The sequence below is a fragment of the Herbaspirillum seropedicae genome (assembly GCF_001040945.1).
Classification (GTDB): domain Bacteria; phylum Pseudomonadota; class Gammaproteobacteria; order Burkholderiales; family Burkholderiaceae_D; genus Herbaspirillum; species Herbaspirillum seropedicae.
The window spans coordinates 3,947,619-3,963,559 of record NZ_CP011930.1; the positions used below are offsets into that span (position 1 = coordinate 3,947,619).

Sequence of the window (15,941 nt, forward strand, 5' to 3'; positions counted from 1 at the left end):
AGCAGCCTGAGACCGCGCCTGCTCAGGAAACGCTGCTGGTGCCCGAATCGCCCGGCGCCTGGCTATCCTGCCAGCCGCCACCCAGCGCCTTGTACAGCGAGACGGTGGCCTGCAGGCGCTGCAGCTTGATCTGGCCCAACTGGTTCTGGGCTTCGGAGAGAGTGCGCTGGGTGTCCAGCACCACCAGCAGGTCCTCGGCCCCGGCGCGATAGCGGATCTCGGCCAGCTCGAAGGCGAAACGGGCCTGGTCCACTTCACCTACCTTCAGGCGGTAACGCTCTTCCAGGCTACGGATCGCACCGAGCGCCTTTTCCACTTCGGAGAGCGACGTGATGACGCGCTGCCGGTAGACCTGCACCAGCTCTTCCTTCTGCGCGATGGCCAGGTCACGCTGGCCGCGCAGCTTGCCGCCGTCGAAGATGGGAGCGATCAATCCCGCGCCCAGGTTGGCGAACAGGTTGGGACCGTCGAACAGCGACAGCAAGGCGCTGCTCTGTGCGCCGGTGGAACCGGTCAGGGTGATGCTGGGGAAGAGTGCTGCGCGCGCCACGGCCACGTTGGCATTGGCGGCCGCCAGGCTGGCTTCGGCGCGACGGATATCCGGGCGGCGGGTCAGCAGTTCCGAGGGCAGGCCGGCGGAGATGCGCGGCATCTGGATGCGCGCCAGGCCTTTTTCTTCCACCTTGAAATTCTGCGGCGGGCGGCCCAGCAGGATGGCCAGCGCCGTCTGGGCGTCCTGTTCCTGCTGCTGCAGGTCGGGGATGAGCTGGCGCTGGTTGGCCAGGGCCGACCGCTGCCGCGCCAGGTCCAGCGGCGAAGCCGAACCGGCGCGGCTTTGCGCCTCGACCAGGCGCAAGACGCGCTCGGCATTCTGGACGTTCTGGCGCGCAATGGCCAGACGGTCGCGCAGCGACAGCACCTGCAGATAGGTGGAGACGATGCCGCTGGTGACCGTCAGGGCGACCGTCTCGCGGTCGTAGCGGTTGGCGCGCAAAGTGGCCTCGGCAGCCTCGACGCCGGCCCGGTTCTTGCCCCAGAAATCGATCTCGTAGCTGACCTGCAGGCTGGCGTTGGCCGTGTTGGTGGGCGTGCCACCGGAGATGGGAATCTCGCGTGCAGCGCCAGCATTGATGCCGGCGCTGGGCAAGAGCGGCGCACCGGCGATGCGGGCCTGGGCTTCGGCCTGCTTCACGCGTGAATAGGCGGCGGCGATCTCGTAGTTGTTGCGCTGCCCTTGCTCCACCAATTCAGACAGTTCATTGCTGCCAAACTGCTTCCACCAGTCGGTATCGGGCCAGAGCTGCTCGGCGTGGGCGACATCGGCCGAGGCGCCGCCGCCCCATTTGTCGGGCACCTGCATTTCCAGGATGGGATCGGTCTGCACTTCGCGCATGGCGCAACCGCCGACGGCCAGCACCAGCGCGGCCGCCAGCGCCACGCGGGTGAACGCGGGCAACATAATGGGACTAACGGGGCAATGGGAGGAACGACTCGATCTCATGGGGCTGGTGCATCCAAACAGGGGACAGGAGGCCGCCCTGGCGGCAGGGCCTCTACTCTACATCAAGCAAGGGCAGACACGGCGTTCACTGGCGCGCAGCGGGCGCAACCGTGCTGGCCGCCGGGTTGGCCGGCAGCAGCACCTGCTCGCCTTCCTTCAGGCCCGACAAGACCTGGGCGCGCTCGTTATCGCGGATGCCGATCTTGATCTTGCGGGTTTCCAGCTTGCCATCGGCGAGCACTACCTTCACGGTCTGGGTGCCATCCATGCCCGGCTTGGTCACCAGCGTGCGCGGAATGGTCGGCACATGCTCGGCGCGCGCCAGCACGAAATAGACATCGGCGCTCATGCCGCTCATCAATTCACGGCTGGGGTTGGCCACGTCGAAGAACACCGTGTAGAAGGCCTTCTTGCCCTGGCGACCGGAGTCGTCGGTGGGCAGCAGCATGATCTGGCGCAGCTTGCCGCTCCAGCGCTTGCCGGGATAGCCAGGGGTGGTGAAATAGGCTGTCATGCCCTTCTGCAGCCGGGTCACGTCTTCCTCGGCCACCGGCACCTGCACGGTCATGCGCGACAGATCGGCGATGCGCATGAGGGCTTCCTGGTTGGCGGCCACCATCTGGCCGGGACGCGCATTCAGGGTCACGATGGTGCCGCTGACCGGCGCTTCGATGCGGGTCTGCTTCTGCACCGCCTCGTCCTCGCGGATGGCTGCTTCGGTCTGCTGGATCTGGGCATTGGTGGCGTCCACTCTGGCCGCTGCCGCATACATGTTCATGCGGCTGGACTCATAGGATTCTTCGCGGGTGGCGTTCTCGGCCTTCAACTGGGTCTGGCGCTGGAATTGCAGCTGGGCGAAATCGAGCTGGGCATTCTGCCCGGCCAGCTCGGCCTTCAGGCGCGCCAGCGTGGCGCGGTTGTTCTCGATGCGGCTGCTCTGCACCGCCGGAGCAACGGTGGCCAGGAGCTTGCCCGCCTTGACGGTCTCGCCCACGACTACGTCCACGTCGGAAATCTGCCCGGCCACCTTTGACCCCACATCCACATAATCCTGGGCCACCACATTACCGGTGGCGTTGACGACCTGCTCCAGGTCGGCGCGCTCCACGGTCACCGTCTCCAGCTTGACCGGAATCGGCTTGGGCGCGGGCGGCGGCGGTTGCTGCCGCGAATACAGCCAGTAACCGCCACCCAGCACGATCACCAGGGCCACGCTGCTCCACCAGGCCTTCTGTCGGGTCGGGGCATGCGTGGTGGGGACGATATGGGGAAGCGGGTCGTGCGGCTCGGTCATGATGGCTCGCGGCAAACGATACAAAAAAACGATACAAAAAAAGGGATACGACAAACGATACGACAAAGGGGATACGAAAAAATCATCCCAGAAAATGATGACGGCCGGATGTCCCCGGCCGTCACAGCATTGCCCGCCCCCTCAGGCGGCCAGTGCTTGCGGTACTTGCTGGCCCAGCGCGACGCGCCAGTCCGGATGGATCTCCGGCGCGCCACTCCAGACCGCCTGGTGCAGCTGGGACAGCAAACCCGGTTCTTCCAGGATGCTGTTCTTCTGCTTGTCGCTGAGCGCGTCCGGTCCCTCCCTGAGCGCGGTGCGCACCAGCTTCTCGCGCAGGTGCTGGGTGAACTGTGGCACCTGCGGATGGGCATGGGCGGTGGCGCATACCAGCGCATTGAAGGAGGGATCGACCACAGCCTCGACGAAGCCCGGCAGCGGCGGCGTTTCCTGCAACAGGCGCACGGTCTCGCGCAGCTCGAACGGTGGCGAGGTCTCTTCGGGGATCTTGAACAGACCGGCGCGGCGGAAGCCGCGTCCATACGTCACCCGCGAGGACAACACCGACACCGGCACCGACACCGCCAGCGAACCGGCGATGGGGATCAGCCACCAGATGAAGGAAGGATTGAGCCAGTAGACCAGCGCGCCCCAGGCCACGCCCAGCAGCGAATGCCAGCCATGGCGGCGCATCGCCTCGCCCCAGCCGGTTTCGTTGTCGGCCCGCGGGGGCGACTTCCAGCCGGCATTCCAGCCCAGGAAAGCACCCAGCACGAAGCGGGTATGGAAGAGCATGCGCACCGGCGCCAGCACCATGGAGAACAGCAGTTCGATCACCATGCTCAGGAACAGCGCCAGCGCGCCGCCGAATCCACGCGCGCCCTTCACCGCAAAGAGCAGCACGGCCAGGATCTTGGGCAGGAACAGGATGGTAGCCGTGGCTGACACCAGCGCCAGGGCCTTTTCCGGATGCCATTCCGGCCAGATCGGGAAGAGCTGGCGCGGCGAAGTGAAATACTGCGGATCGATCAGCGTATGGGCCGCCAGCAGCACCGTGGAGAGGATCAGGAACAGCCCCCACAGCGGCGCCGACACATAGGCCATCACGCCAGTGACGAACACGGCGCGGTGCACGATGTGCATGCCGCGCGCCAGGAACAGGCGGAAGTTCATCAGGTTGCCCTGGCACCAGCGGCGATCGCGGCTCAACTCGTCGAGCAGGTTGGGCGGCATCTCTTCATAGCTGCCGTCGAGGTCGTAGGCGATCCACACCGACCAGCCGGCGCGGCGCATCAGTGAAGCCTCGACGAAGTCGTGCGACATGATGGGCCCGGACAGGTTGCCCTTGCCCGGCAGCGGCGCCAGCGCGCAGTGCTTCATGAAGGGCTGCAGCCGGATGATGGCGTTGTGGCCCCAGAAGTGCGACTCGCCCAGTTGCCAGTAGTGCAGGCCGGCCGTAAACAGCGGCCCGTACACGCGGGTGGAGAACTGCTGGATGCGGGCATACAGCGTATCGCGGCCCGCTGCGCGGGGTGCGGTCTGGATGATGCCGGCACCCGGATGGGCTTCCATCAGGCGGGTCAGCTTGGTGAGGCATTCGCCGGTCATGACGCTGTCGGCGTCCAGCACCACCATGTAGCGGTAGTCCGCGCCCCAGCGGCGGCAGAAGTCATCCAGGTTGCCGCTCTTGCGCTTGACGCGACGGCGGCGATGGCGATAGAAGATGCGCCCGAAGCCGCCGGTCTCGCGGCAGAGGCGATTCCATGCAGCGGTTTCGGCTGCGCAGATGTCGGCCTCGCCGCTGTCGCTGAGGATGAAGAAGTCGAAATGCTGGATCTGGCCGGTGCGCTCCAGCGACTCATAGGTCGCCCGCAGGCCCGCGAAGACCCGCGCCACATCCTCGTTGCAGATGGGCATGACGATGGCGGTGCGCGCCTCGGGCGCGATCTCGGTATTGCCGGCCTTCTCGTGCGAGATCAGGTATTTGTCGTCGCCCCGCATGAGGACCAGGAACCCGGTCATGGCCGTCCAGAAGCCCGCCGACACCCACAGGAACAGCAACCCGAACAGGAACAGCACCACCATTTCCAGCGGCTTGGTGCCGTGATACGGCAGCACGTCGCTCATGAAGTAGGTGGCCATCGAGGTCTGCAACACCATCAGGATCAATAGCGTGATACGGCGCACATTGCCCGTATGCTGCCAGTGGCCCTTGGGATCGGGCGCCTCGGACTGGTCCAGGTGATCTTCGATGTAGCGCGGTTCGTCGTCCACCGGCGGGGGCGTTTCCACCACCTTGGCGCGGCCCTTGCGGGCGCGCCGCCAGCGGCTGGGACGGCGTTCCAGGCGGCGGTTTTCTTCTTCCACCCAGCGCGAGAACGGATTGAGCTCGCCCCAAGGACGCGGCACCATGGACTTGCGATGCATGGGCGGCCCCACCGGAATGCGCGGCTGGCCGCGTTCCTGGCCGATCGGTGGCACGGGGGCGCCCTGCACTGTCAGTGCAGCCTGCGCAGCGGGGACGGCAGAGGGCGTGGCAGCCGGATAGAGCAGGCGCAGGCGCGCATCGACCGAGGCCTGCGCAGCGGGGCCGGCCTGGCTAGCGTCAAGGCCAGAGGCCTCGGCCAGCACGCGGTGCAGATCGGCCACCGGATCACCGGAGCCGATCGCCCCCGCCCGCGCTGCCAGGTCCTGGCGTTGCTCAGGCGACAGCGGCAGGCGCGCGAGATAATCGTCGAGCGCCTGCGAAGCTGCCGAAGTCTGCCTTAGTTGGGGGGTAATATGTAGCTCCACGTTTCAGACAAGGTTGTGCCGCCATTGGCGTTGCGCAGGAAACCGCGCAGCTCGACAGGCTTGTTTTCTTCAGTCCGGCGCAGCTTGACTTCCACGCGCCAGCCGCCGGTCGCTTCATTCTTGCGGGTGGTCACGCTGGCCAGCTTGCCATTGGCATCGGCCTCGACCACCCCTTCCACACGCGCATTGGCGGGCAGTTTCTTGAGGTTGCCGCCGTCGAAGTCGATCGACAGCTGCTGCACATCATCGGTCTTGCCTTCCTGCTTGGGCCGGTAGCCGTGACCGAACAGGGTCTGGGTGACATAGGCCAGGGGCGGACGCTTTTCATTGTCCTTCTGCCACGACAGGCGGTATTCCACGTTGAACGGCTGGCCCGGCTTGGGCAGCGTATTGGGAATCCAGTAGGCCACGATATTGTCGTTGGTCTCGTCGGGCGTGGGGATCTGCACCAGCTCCACGCGCCCCGAACCCCACTTGCCCTTGGGCTCGACCCAGGCGCTGGGACGGGCCTGGTAGTTGTAGTCCAGGTCTTCGTAATGCGAGAAGCTGCGATCACGCTGCATCAGGCCAAAGCCCAGCGGATTGTCGAAGGAGAACGAGGTCACCAGCAGGCGCTTGGGGTTCACCAGCGGACGCCACAGCCATTCGCCCGTCCCCGACTGCATGGCCAGGCCATCCGAATCATGCACTTCCGGACGGAAGTCGTCGGCCGGACCGGGCTGGTTCTCGCCAAAGAGGAACATGCTGGTCAGCGGGGCGATGCCCAGCTTGGTCACGTTGCTGCGCAGGTAGAGCTGGGCCTTGACGTCCATGACCGTATCGGCGCCCGGCTTGAGCACGAAGCGGTAGGCCCCAGTGGCGCGTGGCGAATCCAGCAGCGCGTAGATCACCAGTTCCTTCGATTCGGCGGAGGGACGCTCCAGCCAGAATTCGGTAAAGCGCGGGAATTCCTCGCCCGAATAGAGCGCGGTGTCGATGGCCAGGCCGCGTGCCGACAGGCCGTAGCTTTGTCCCTTGCCGAGCGCGCGGAAGTAGCTGGCGCCGTGGAAGGTCAGCACATCATCCTTGACCTTGGCCGAATTGACCGGGAAACGCACCCGGAAACCGGCAAAACCGAGGTTGCGCAGGCTGCGCGGATCAACGCTGCGGGTGGCGCTGTAGTCGAACAGCGCGGGATTGAAATGGATCTCGCGCACCGCATCGCCGACCACTTCATTGACCTTGATCGGCTCGGTATAGCTGGCGCCGAGGTGGATGAAGGACAGTTCGAAGGGCAGCTTCTGGGCGCGCCAGTAGGACTTGTCGTCGCGGAAATAGATCTGGCTGGCCTGTTCGTAGCTCAGGTCCTTGAGGGACTTGGGCAGCTCGTCGGCGGGCTTCTTGTAGGACTTGCCGGCCAGCGCCTTGGCGCGGGCGGCGACCGTATTGAAATCGAACGCCAGGGCGGCCTGCGGCAGCGCCAGGGCCAGCAAGCCCGCAAGGGTTGCCGGAACGGCAAGCCGACGCCACCAGGATGATCGTAAGGCGCTGCGCTCGCACAAAGGTGCGCAGGCAGGCCCGGAGGTGGTGTGAAGCAGCATTATTGTTTTGTCTGACATGCAATTTTCTGGTTGAGTGCCTTCCGCTGGCGCAGAGGCTGCAGCGCCGGCCCGGAAAGCAGGCGCTAGTTTACCCAAATGTCGTGGGGAGTGTTCGTATAGATGGGAGGTTCCGCATCAAAGTGCAAGCTTGATGGTCAGCAAGCTGCCCTCGCCCACCCAAGTGCTGCGTGCTCGCAGGAGCACGGTTTCAGGTATAAAGGCAGGCGCAGGTGCAGAAAGTTCCGTGGCGCAGCATGGCTGCTGTAACATTATGCGTCTGAAGACAAGCTCGCCGGCCCTTGCGCCGGCCTGCTCCCACCCATCCCAGGCAAGACAGCATCCGCATGACCACCTCCTCCGGCCAGCTCACCCTCATCGTCGCCACCGACCTCAACAACGGCATCGGCATCAACAACACCCTGCCTTGGCGGCTGCCGGAAGACCTGGCGCATTTCAAGCGCACCACCTCGGGCCATGCCATCCTGATGGGACGCAAGACCTTCGATTCCATCGGCCGCCCCTTGCCCAACCGTCGCAACATCGTCATCACCCGCAATGCCGGCTGGCAACATGACGGGGTGGAAACCGCGGGCTCGCTGCAGGAAGCCGCGGCCCTCTGCGCCGGTGCGCCGGCCTTCATCATCGGCGGCGCACAGATCTATGCCGAGGCGCTGCCCCTGGCCGATCGCCTCATCATTACCCGCATCGCCCAGACCTTCGACTGCGACGCCTTCTTCCCGGCGCTGGACCAGCAGGTCTGGCAGGAAACCGCGCGCGAAGAACACCACTCCGAAACTTCCGGATTGGACTACGCTTTTGTGACATACGAAAGACGTTGAAAGCAGGCCGCAGGCAAGCTGTTGTTTTTTCCCATTTTTGCATAAACTGCCCAGCTCTTTGGCGCATATTCCGCACACGCGGCGCGCATATCTGCGACAATCCCGCTTTCATTTTTTCCGGCGCGCAAGCACTGCCAGCCCAGGCGCTTTTCCTTTGACCCCTGCGCGCGCCCGCCTACCCGGCCCCAGCGCGCGCGAAGCCTGGAGAATTCCATGAAATTCCGATTCCCCATCGTCATCATCGACGAAGACTTCCGCTCCGAAAACACCTCGGGCCTGGGCATCCGCGCCCTGGCCGACGCCATCGAAGCCGAAGGCATGGAAGTGCTGGGCGTGACCAGCTACGGCGACCTGGCCCAGTTCGCCCAGCAGCAGTCGCGCGCCTCGGCCTTCATCCTCTCCATCGACGACGAGGAAATGGGCGCGGGTTCCGACGAAGAGACCGACCACGCCCTCAAGGCCCTGCGCGCCTTCGTGAGCGAGATCCGGCACAAGAACGCCGACATCCCCATCTACCTCTACGGTGAAACCCGCACCTCGCGCCACATCCCCAACGATGTGCTGCGCGAACTGCACGGCTTCATCCACATGTTCGAAGACACCCCGGAGTTCGTGGCCCGCCACATCATCCGCGAAGCCAAGTCCTACCTGGACGGCCTGGCCCCGCCGTTCTTCCGCGCCCTGGTCGATTACGCCCAGGACGGCTCCTATTCCTGGCACTGCCCCGGCCACTCCGGCGGCGTGGCCTTCCTGAAGTCGCCCGTGGGCCAGATGTTCCACCAGTTCTTCGGCGAACGCATGCTGCGCGCCGACGTCTGCAACGCCGTGGAAGAACTGGGCCAGTTGCTGGACCACACCGGCCCGGTGGCCAACTCGGAGCGCAATGCGGCGCGCATCTTCAATGCCGACCACTGCTACTTCGTCACCAACGGCACCTCGACCTCCAACAAGATGGTCTGGCACTCGACAGTCGCCCCTGGCGACATCGTGGTGGTGGACCGCAACTGCCACAAGTCCATCCTGCATTCCATCATCATGACCGGCGCGATCCCCGTGTTCCTGATGCCCACGCGCAACCACCTGGGCATCATCGGCCCGATCCCGCTGGAAGAGTTCACCCTGGAAAGCATCCAGAAAAAGATCGAAGCCAACCCCTTCGCCCGCGAAGCCAAGAACAAGAAGCCGCGCATCCTGACCATCACCCAGTCGACCTACGACGGCGTGGTCTATAACGTCGAGACATTGAAGGACATGCTCGACGGCGAGATCGAGACCCTGCACTTCGACGAAGCCTGGTTGCCGCACGCCACCTTCCACGACTTCTACAAGGATATGCACGCCATCGGCAAGGACCGTCCGCGCGCCAAGAAGTCGCTGATCTTCTCGACCCAATCGACCCACAAGCTGCTGGCCGGCCTCTCCCAGGCCTCGCAGATCCTGGTGCGCGAATCGGAAACCGTGAAGCTGGACGAGGACGCCTTCAACGAAGCCTTCCTGATGCACACCTCGACCTCGCCGCAATACTCCATCATCGCCTCCTGCGACGTGGCGGCCGCCATGATGGAAGCGCCGGGCGGCACCGCCCTGGTGGAAGAAAGCATCCTGGAGGCGCTGGACTTCCGTCGCGCCATGAAAAAGATCGACCAGGAATTCGGCGATGAGTGGTGGTTCCAGGTCTGGGGCCCCAACAGCTTCGCCGCTGACGGCATCGGCGAGCGCGAAGACTGGGTCATCAAGGCCGAGGACGACTGGCACGGGTTCGGCAATCTGGCCCCGGGCTTCAACATGCTGGACCCGATCAAGGCCACCATCGTCAACCCCGGCCTGGCCTTGAACGGCCAGTTCGGCGAGACCGGCATCCCCGCCTCCATCGTGACCAAGTACCTGGCCGAGCACGGCGTGATCGTGGAAAAGTGCGGCCTGTATTCCTTCTTCATCATGTTCACCATCGGCATTACCAAGGGCCGCTGGAACACCCTGGTGACGGCGCTGCAGCAGTTCAAGGACGACTACGACAAGAACCAGCCGATCTGGCGCATCCTGCCCGAGTTCGCCCAGCGCAACCCACGCTACGAGCGTCTGGGCCTGCGCGACCTGTGCCAGCAGATCCACGAGACCTACCGCGCCTATGACGTGGCCCGCCTGACCACCGAGATGTACCTCTCGGACATGCAGCCGGCCATGAAGCCTTCGGACGCCTTCTCCAAGATGGCGCACCGCGAGATCGAGCGCGTCCCCCTGGACGAACTGGAAGGCCGTGTCACCTCGATCCTGCTCACCCCCTATCCGCCGGGTATTCCCCTGCTGATCCCGGGCGAGATCTTCAACAAGACCATCGTCGACTACCTGAAGTTTGCACGTGATTTCAACGAGAAATTCCCCGGCTTCGAAACCGACGTGCACGGTCTGGTCAAGCGCGAAGTCAACGGCCGCCGCGATTACTTCGTGGACTGCGTCAAGCAGTAAGCCTCAGCGCTGCCAGTAAAACAAACAGCCGATGCCTGCGAGGGCATCGGCTGTTTGTTTTTGCTCCGGCAGACGCGCCGTCAGAAAGTACCGAGATAGAAGAAGCCCGCCAGGGCCCCGCCAAACAGCAACCACAGCGGATGGATCTTGGTCTTGAGGGCGATGATGGCAGTGGCCGCCGTGATCGCAGCGAGGAAGCCGTGGGTGATCGACGCCTGCGTGATCAGCAGCGCCGAAGCCGCAACCAGCCCGCCCGTGACGGGCAGCAGGCCAGCCTGCACATGCCGCCGCCAGGGCTTGTCCTTGAACCTCTCCCATACGTGCAACATGATGATGGTAATGATGGACGAAGGCCCGAACTTGGCCAGGCTGGTCACCAGCATCCCCCAGAAACCGGCCACGTGCCAGCCCACCAGCGTGACCACCATCAGGTTGGGACCGGGTGCAGCCTGCCCCAGGGCAAACAGCGCGCTGAAATCCTCGGCGCTCATCCACTGGTGGACTTCCACCACCTGGCGCTGCATCTCCGGCAGGATGGTGTTGCCGCCACCGAAGGCCAACACCGACAACTGCGTGAAGATGATGACCAATGCGATCAGGGTCTGGCTCATTGCGCGCCCTCCTTCTTGCCCTCATCCTGCACGGGCACACTCTGCGGCTTGGCCGCAAAGCGCTCGCCGTAGCGGGCGGTGAGGACCACGCTGATGGGCGTCATCACCAGCATCACCCACAGCAGCGGAATGCGCAGCAAGGCGATGGCCACGAAACAGACCACTGCCACGCCCGCCAGCACCAGGTTCTTGCGCAGCGGCAGCGCGATCTTCACCGCCATCTGGATCAGCAGCCCGGCAGCCGCCGCAGCCAATCCCGCGAAAAGATGCTTGACGTTGGGATCATGCTGGAAGTGCTGGTAGATCATGCCCAAGAGGATCACCACCATGGAAGGCACGGCGATCAAGCCGGTAACGCCAGCCAGTGCGCCCTTCCAGCCGCGGAACTTCATGCCCAGCGCTACCGACAGGTTGATGATGTTGCCGCCGGGGAGGAACTGGCACAGCCCTAGCAGCTCGACGAATTCAGGATCGGTCAGCCATTTGCGGCGCTCGACGATCATGCGGTGCGCCAGCGGTAGCGCGCCGCCGAAGGCGGTCATGCCCAGGCCGAGAAAGCCCAGGAACAGTTCTCTGGTAGTAGGGACAGGCCGCTCGGGGGCCAGGAGGTCAGGAGTGCTCATCATCATCTCGTGCAGGCGCGGCGTGATTGCCGCATGCATGAAAGGCTACTCTTGGGGAGGGTTTTTGTCTAATATATGTCAGACACCCTATCCATATTATTACGATATGCCACCTTCCATCGACCTGCGCCTGTTGCGCTACTTCATCGCCGTGGCCGAAGAAGGCCACCTGACCAAGGCGGCCGAGCGCATCGGCATCCAGCAGCCACCGCTGTCGCAGCAGATCCGGGTGCTGGAGCGCGAACTCGGCGTGACCCTCTTCAACCGCCTGCCGCGCGGCATGGAGCTCACCGACAGCGGCGCCGCCCTGCTCATCGATGCGCGCGCGCTGCTGGCGCAGCTCGATACGACGGTCGCCAGCGTACGCCGCATCGCCCAGGGCAAGATGGGGCGCATCGCCGTGGGTTTCACCGAATCGGCCTCGCTGCATCCCTTCGTGCATTCGGTCATCCGCGCCTTTCGCGCCGATGCGCCGGATGTGGCCATGACCGTCGAAGAGAGCAACACCAACGAACTGATCGAAGCGCTGCGCGGCAAGCGGCTGGACCTGGCCTTCGTGCGTTCCCCCGTGGGCGACTCGGGGGGCCTGACGATAGAGACCATGCTGGAAGAAGACATGGTCGCCGCCCTCCCCATCGATCATCCCCTGGTCGATGGCGGCAAGCGCAAGAGCATCGCCCTACACGCCCTGGCCGAGGAATCCTTCATCATGACGCGCCGGCCCAACGGTCCCGGCCTGTACGACACCATCATCGCCGCCTGCCACGCCGCTGGCTTCTCGCCACAGGTGATCCAGGAGGCGCGCAAGAATCTCTCCACGCTCTCGCTGGTGGCCGCAGGCGTAGGGGTGACGGTGATCCCGGCGTCGATGACGCGAGTCAATGCGGAGGGTGTGGTGTATCTGAAGCTGACCGGCGCACCCGACCTGAAAGCGCCCTTGCACCTGGCTTACCGGACGGGCAGCATCAGCGGTGCGGCGCGCTTGATGCGGGAAGAGGCATTGAAATTGAGTGCGGGGCGCAAGCGACGCTGAATCCGGCAGGCATATTGCCGAGATAGGGCAATGCGTTGATCGATACAAAAATGGCTTCCCCCAGGAAGCCATTTTTTATTGCCGATATGGTTTATATCGTTTTCAGGTCTTGGGCAAGGTCACCCCATGCTGCCCCTGGTACTTGCCACCGCGATCCTTGTAGGAAGTCTCGCAGACTTCATCGCTCTCGAAGAACAGCACCTGGGCGCAGCCTTCGCCAGCGTAGATCTTGGCTGGCAGCGGCGTGGTGTTGGAGAACTCCAGGGTGACGTAACCTTCCCATTCCGGCTCGAAGGGCGTGACGTTGACGATGATGCCGCAGCGCGCATAGGTGGACTTGCCCAGGCAGATCGTCAGTACGCTGCGCGGAATGCGGAAGTATTCGACGGTACGCGCCAGCGCGAAGGAGTTCGGCGGGATGATGCAGACATCGCCCTTGAAATCCACGAAGGACTTCTCATCGAAGTTCTTGGGATCGACGATGGTGGAATTGATGTTGGTGAAGATCTTGAATTCGTCGGCGCAGCGGATATCGTAGCCATAGGACGAGGTGCCGTAGGAAACGATCTTGCTGCCGTCGGCCGCCGTGCGTACCTGCCCCGGCTCGTAAGGTTCGATCATTCCTTCCTGCTCCGCCATGCGGCGGATCCACTTGTCTGACTTGATGGCCATGGTGTTCAACGTATCCAAAGAATCCGGCATTTTACGCGAAAACCGGCCCGGGTTGGGGCATCCCGGGCCATCGCAGGGCTCCATGACCTGCCGCGGCAGCCCGGCGGAGCTGGGCGGCTCGGCCTAGCGCCCCCCGCCAAACAGGGACTTGAAGAAGCCCACCCGCTCGCGCTGCTGGCGCTCATAGAACGGTTTGGTCTCGGCCAGCATGTAGTCGGCGATGCCGTTGCCGGGCTCCACGCGCAACATGTCCACTGCCGTATTGGCTGGCGCGTGCTGTGCGATCACCGGGCCGACTTCGCGCATCACCCGTTCCATGTGGCTCGCAGGGAGGTCGATGCCGACCACCAGCGCAGGCTGCGGGTCATGGGCCGGGTCATGCATCATGGACAGGTAGGCGGCCTTGACCTTGTCATGGCGCGCGAACAGCGTCGACAGCGCCTCCAGCATGGCCTGCGGCGGCTGCGCGGGGCTGCCCAGCTGCACGCTGCCGCCTCCACCCACCTCACGCGCCACGGGCACGCCGCCGTTATCCTCCTGCAGGACATGAGCCACTTCGCCGGGCACGAAATACTTGGCGTGGGGGCTGTCCGGATAGAGGATGAAGATCGTCCGCCCATCGCCACACATGCGGAACAGCTCGCGCACCGTCATGCCCACGCAGGAGGCGTCTTTGTCGAAGGCTTGCTCGATCTCCAGCAGGGAACTGAACATGGGCAGCATCATGGCCCCATCGTCACCGGGCCAGCGCATGATCTGGACCTGCTCGCGGTTGCCGTCCGGCGGCGGGTTGCCGCGCACGAAGACGGTGGAATCCAGCAGCATGCGGTAGAAGGCGGGCCGCGCTTCCGGGTCGCCCCGGGCGCGGAGCAAGGCTTCTTCAAGGGGAGACAGGGATGGGGAGGTTTCGGCTTGCATGGCGCTCTTTCTGGTTGTTGGGGGGACCATGCCGCCCCGGTAGCGGGACCGGAGCAAGGCGACTCTTCGAACCGGCCGCGCAAGGAAGGTTCCCAGAGCACGGGAGATGGGCGACAATGCAGTTCCCTTTCCAAGGAGCAACCCCATGTTGGCATCTATCGCGCGATGGCTGAAACAATGGACCCGCCCGATCCCGCCTGCGGCTGGCGAAGGCAGCCGCGACCAGTTGCCGCCACCGGACGGGCGCGCGCTTGCCGACTGGGGGCCCACCGTGTACCTGCCGGGCCACGGACAGATGTCCCTGCGAAAGGCCCTGCCCAAAGTCGCGACCATGGAGCAGCCGGCGCTGGTCAGCGAATGCATCATCCACTCCTCCGGCTACCTGCGCCAAGCCGGCATCGAGCGCGCCGTGCGGCTCTCCGACACCCGCTACCTGCCCCTGATCGCCATGCGCCTCAACGACTGGAGCGCAGCCGTGCGCCAGGCTGCGCGCCAAGCGCTGGAACAGTACCGCGAAACGCATGCAGCTGCCGACTTCGTCCCCGCACTGACCGCCCTGCATGGCGCCGCGCGCGGCCAGCGCGCAGACCATGCGTGGATCGCCGCGTTCATGCAAGGGCTGGCGGCAGAGGACGGACCGGACTGGCTGCTGCCTGCACTGCGCGCGCGTGACCCTCAACTGCGCCGTGCAGCCTATGGGCTGGCGCTGGATCATCTGCCGCAACGGCGCGCAGAGCTGGTGACATTCGGTCTGGCCTCGCGCGATCTGATGCAGGCCCACCGGGCGTTACACGCCTTGCTCCAGCTCGATGAAGATGCGCGCCTGGCGTGCATTCCCCTCGGTCTGCGCTCGCCCTTTGGACAGGTTCGGCAATTCGCCGTCGACCATGCTCCCGCTGCGCTGTCCAGGGAACAATTGCTGAGGCTGCTGTTCGATCCGATGCCGCGCATACGCCAGACGGCCGCCAGGCAATTGGACGCAGCAGGCGAGGATGTGGCAGCTCATGTCAATCAGGCCTTGCTTGAAGGACAACTGGCCGCCCGCGAGCTGTGCGCGGCGCTGGCGCTGTTGGTGCAGAACCGGCAGCCTGGCGTGGAAGTGCTGCTGCGCGACTACGCCAAGGATCCGCGCGAGCGGGTGCGACGGCAGGCCTTGTTCCTATGGGCAAGCAGTTTGCCGCAAGAGCGCGATGCCGTGGCCGCGCTTGCCTTGCAGGACAAGGCTGTCTCGGTATGCAAGCTGGCGGTGCAGCTTGGCCGGGCCGGAGCCTATGTCAGCTTTGCGGACATCGCCGCCATGCTGCGCCAGCATGGCCATCAGACGATCGCCTTGTCACTTTGCGCGCGTCATCCTTGGGATTTGATGGCCTGCATCGCGCTGATCGATAGCCTCGAGCAGCCCCAAGCGCATCAGGATGAACGGCTGCGCGCCGCCCTGGCGCCGTGGCTGGACAACCCCGGGCATGGCTGGACGAATCCGCAACGCTGGCATGTCGAGTTGATGGCGCAGTTGGAGGGGGTGCGGCGACTGCGGCGTATCGTGCCGCCGGAGTGGCATGCGCAGTTGCAGAATTTGCTAGGGAACGCAGGAGCATGAACGGCGATGCAGTGGAG

General features: G+C 64.5%; 12 protein-coding genes. 4 read left to right on the forward strand and 8 right to left on the reverse strand.

What is annotated here, in order from left to right; genetic code table 11:
- Positions 1-22: 22 nt before the first annotated feature.
- From ACP92_RS17205 to ACP92_RS17220, 4 genes are all read right to left on the reverse strand, one after another.
- The gene (locus ACP92_RS17205) at positions 23-1,459 is read right to left on the reverse strand and encodes an efflux transporter outer membrane subunit (protein WP_041311063.1); all 1,437 of its coding nucleotides are present in this window, start codon (positions 1,457-1,459) and stop codon (positions 23-25) included.
- Between the two features lie 127 nt (positions 1,460-1,586).
- Positions 1,587-2,795, reverse strand: a complete 1,209-nt coding sequence (locus tag ACP92_RS17210; RefSeq protein ID WP_013235391.1) for an efflux RND transporter periplasmic adaptor subunit — start codon at positions 2,793-2,795, stop codon at positions 1,587-1,589.
- A 141-nt stretch (positions 2,796-2,936) separates the two neighbouring features.
- Entirely contained in the window at positions 2,937-5,585 is a 2,649-nt protein-coding gene (gene mdoH, locus ACP92_RS17215; RefSeq protein WP_041311064.1) for a glucans biosynthesis glucosyltransferase MdoH, read from the reverse strand.
- A complete protein-coding gene (locus ACP92_RS17220) occupies positions 5,558-7,183 on the reverse strand; it encodes a glucan biosynthesis protein G (RefSeq protein ID WP_013235393.1) in 1,626 nt (541 codons plus the stop codon). Before ACP92_RS17220 ends, mdoH begins: the two co-directional genes overlap by 28 nt.
- Before the next feature lie 326 nt (positions 7,184-7,509).
- Here ACP92_RS17220 and ACP92_RS17225 point away from each other — a divergent pair, with 326 nt between their 5' ends.
- Positions 7,510-8,004, forward strand: coding sequence for a dihydrofolate reductase (locus tag ACP92_RS17225; RefSeq protein WP_013235394.1), 495 nt, complete (start codon positions 7,510-7,512; stop codon positions 8,002-8,004).
- Between the two features lie 213 nt (positions 8,005-8,217).
- Positions 8,218-10,470 (forward strand): arginine/lysine/ornithine decarboxylase, encoded by a 2,253-nt coding sequence (locus ACP92_RS17230; protein ID WP_013235395.1) that lies wholly within the window; start codon positions 8,218-8,220, stop codon positions 10,468-10,470.
- 80 nt (positions 10,471-10,550) lie between these two features.
- On the opposite strand, the gene ACP92_RS17235 is transcribed toward ACP92_RS17230, so the two are convergent.
- Positions 10,551-11,081 (reverse strand): chromate transporter, encoded by a 531-nt coding sequence (locus tag ACP92_RS17235; protein ID WP_013235396.1) that lies wholly within the window; start codon positions 11,079-11,081, stop codon positions 10,551-10,553.
- Positions 11,078-11,710 (reverse strand): chromate transporter, encoded by a 633-nt coding sequence (locus ACP92_RS17240; protein ID WP_041312128.1) that lies wholly within the window; start codon positions 11,708-11,710, stop codon positions 11,078-11,080. Before ACP92_RS17240 ends, ACP92_RS17235 begins: the two co-directional genes overlap by 4 nt.
- Before the next feature lie 100 nt (positions 11,711-11,810).
- On the opposite strand from ACP92_RS17240, the gene ACP92_RS17245 reads away from it, so the two are divergent.
- Positions 11,811-12,737 carry a LysR family transcriptional regulator gene (locus tag ACP92_RS17245; RefSeq protein WP_041311067.1) on the forward strand — a complete coding sequence of 309 codons (927 nt, stop codon included), beginning with the start codon at positions 11,811-11,813 and terminating at the stop codon, positions 12,735-12,737.
- A 102-nt stretch (positions 12,738-12,839) separates the two neighbouring features.
- On the opposite strand, the gene dcd is transcribed toward ACP92_RS17245, so the two are convergent.
- A complete protein-coding gene (dcd, locus tag ACP92_RS17250; RefSeq protein WP_013235399.1) occupies positions 12,840-13,409 on the reverse strand; it encodes a dCTP deaminase in 570 nt (189 codons plus the stop codon).
- A gap of 123 nt (positions 13,410-13,532) precedes the next feature.
- A complete protein-coding gene (locus ACP92_RS17255; protein ID WP_013235400.1) occupies positions 13,533-14,327 on the reverse strand; it encodes an enhanced serine sensitivity protein SseB C-terminal domain-containing protein in 795 nt (264 codons plus the stop codon).
- A gap of 106 nt (positions 14,328-14,433) precedes the next feature.
- On the opposite strand from ACP92_RS17255, the gene ACP92_RS17260 reads away from it, so the two are divergent.
- On the forward strand, positions 14,434-15,924 hold the full coding sequence (locus ACP92_RS17260) for a hypothetical protein (RefSeq protein ID WP_013235401.1): 1,491 nt from the start codon (positions 14,434-14,436) through the stop codon (positions 15,922-15,924).
- Positions 15,925-15,941: the final 17 nt, after the last annotated feature.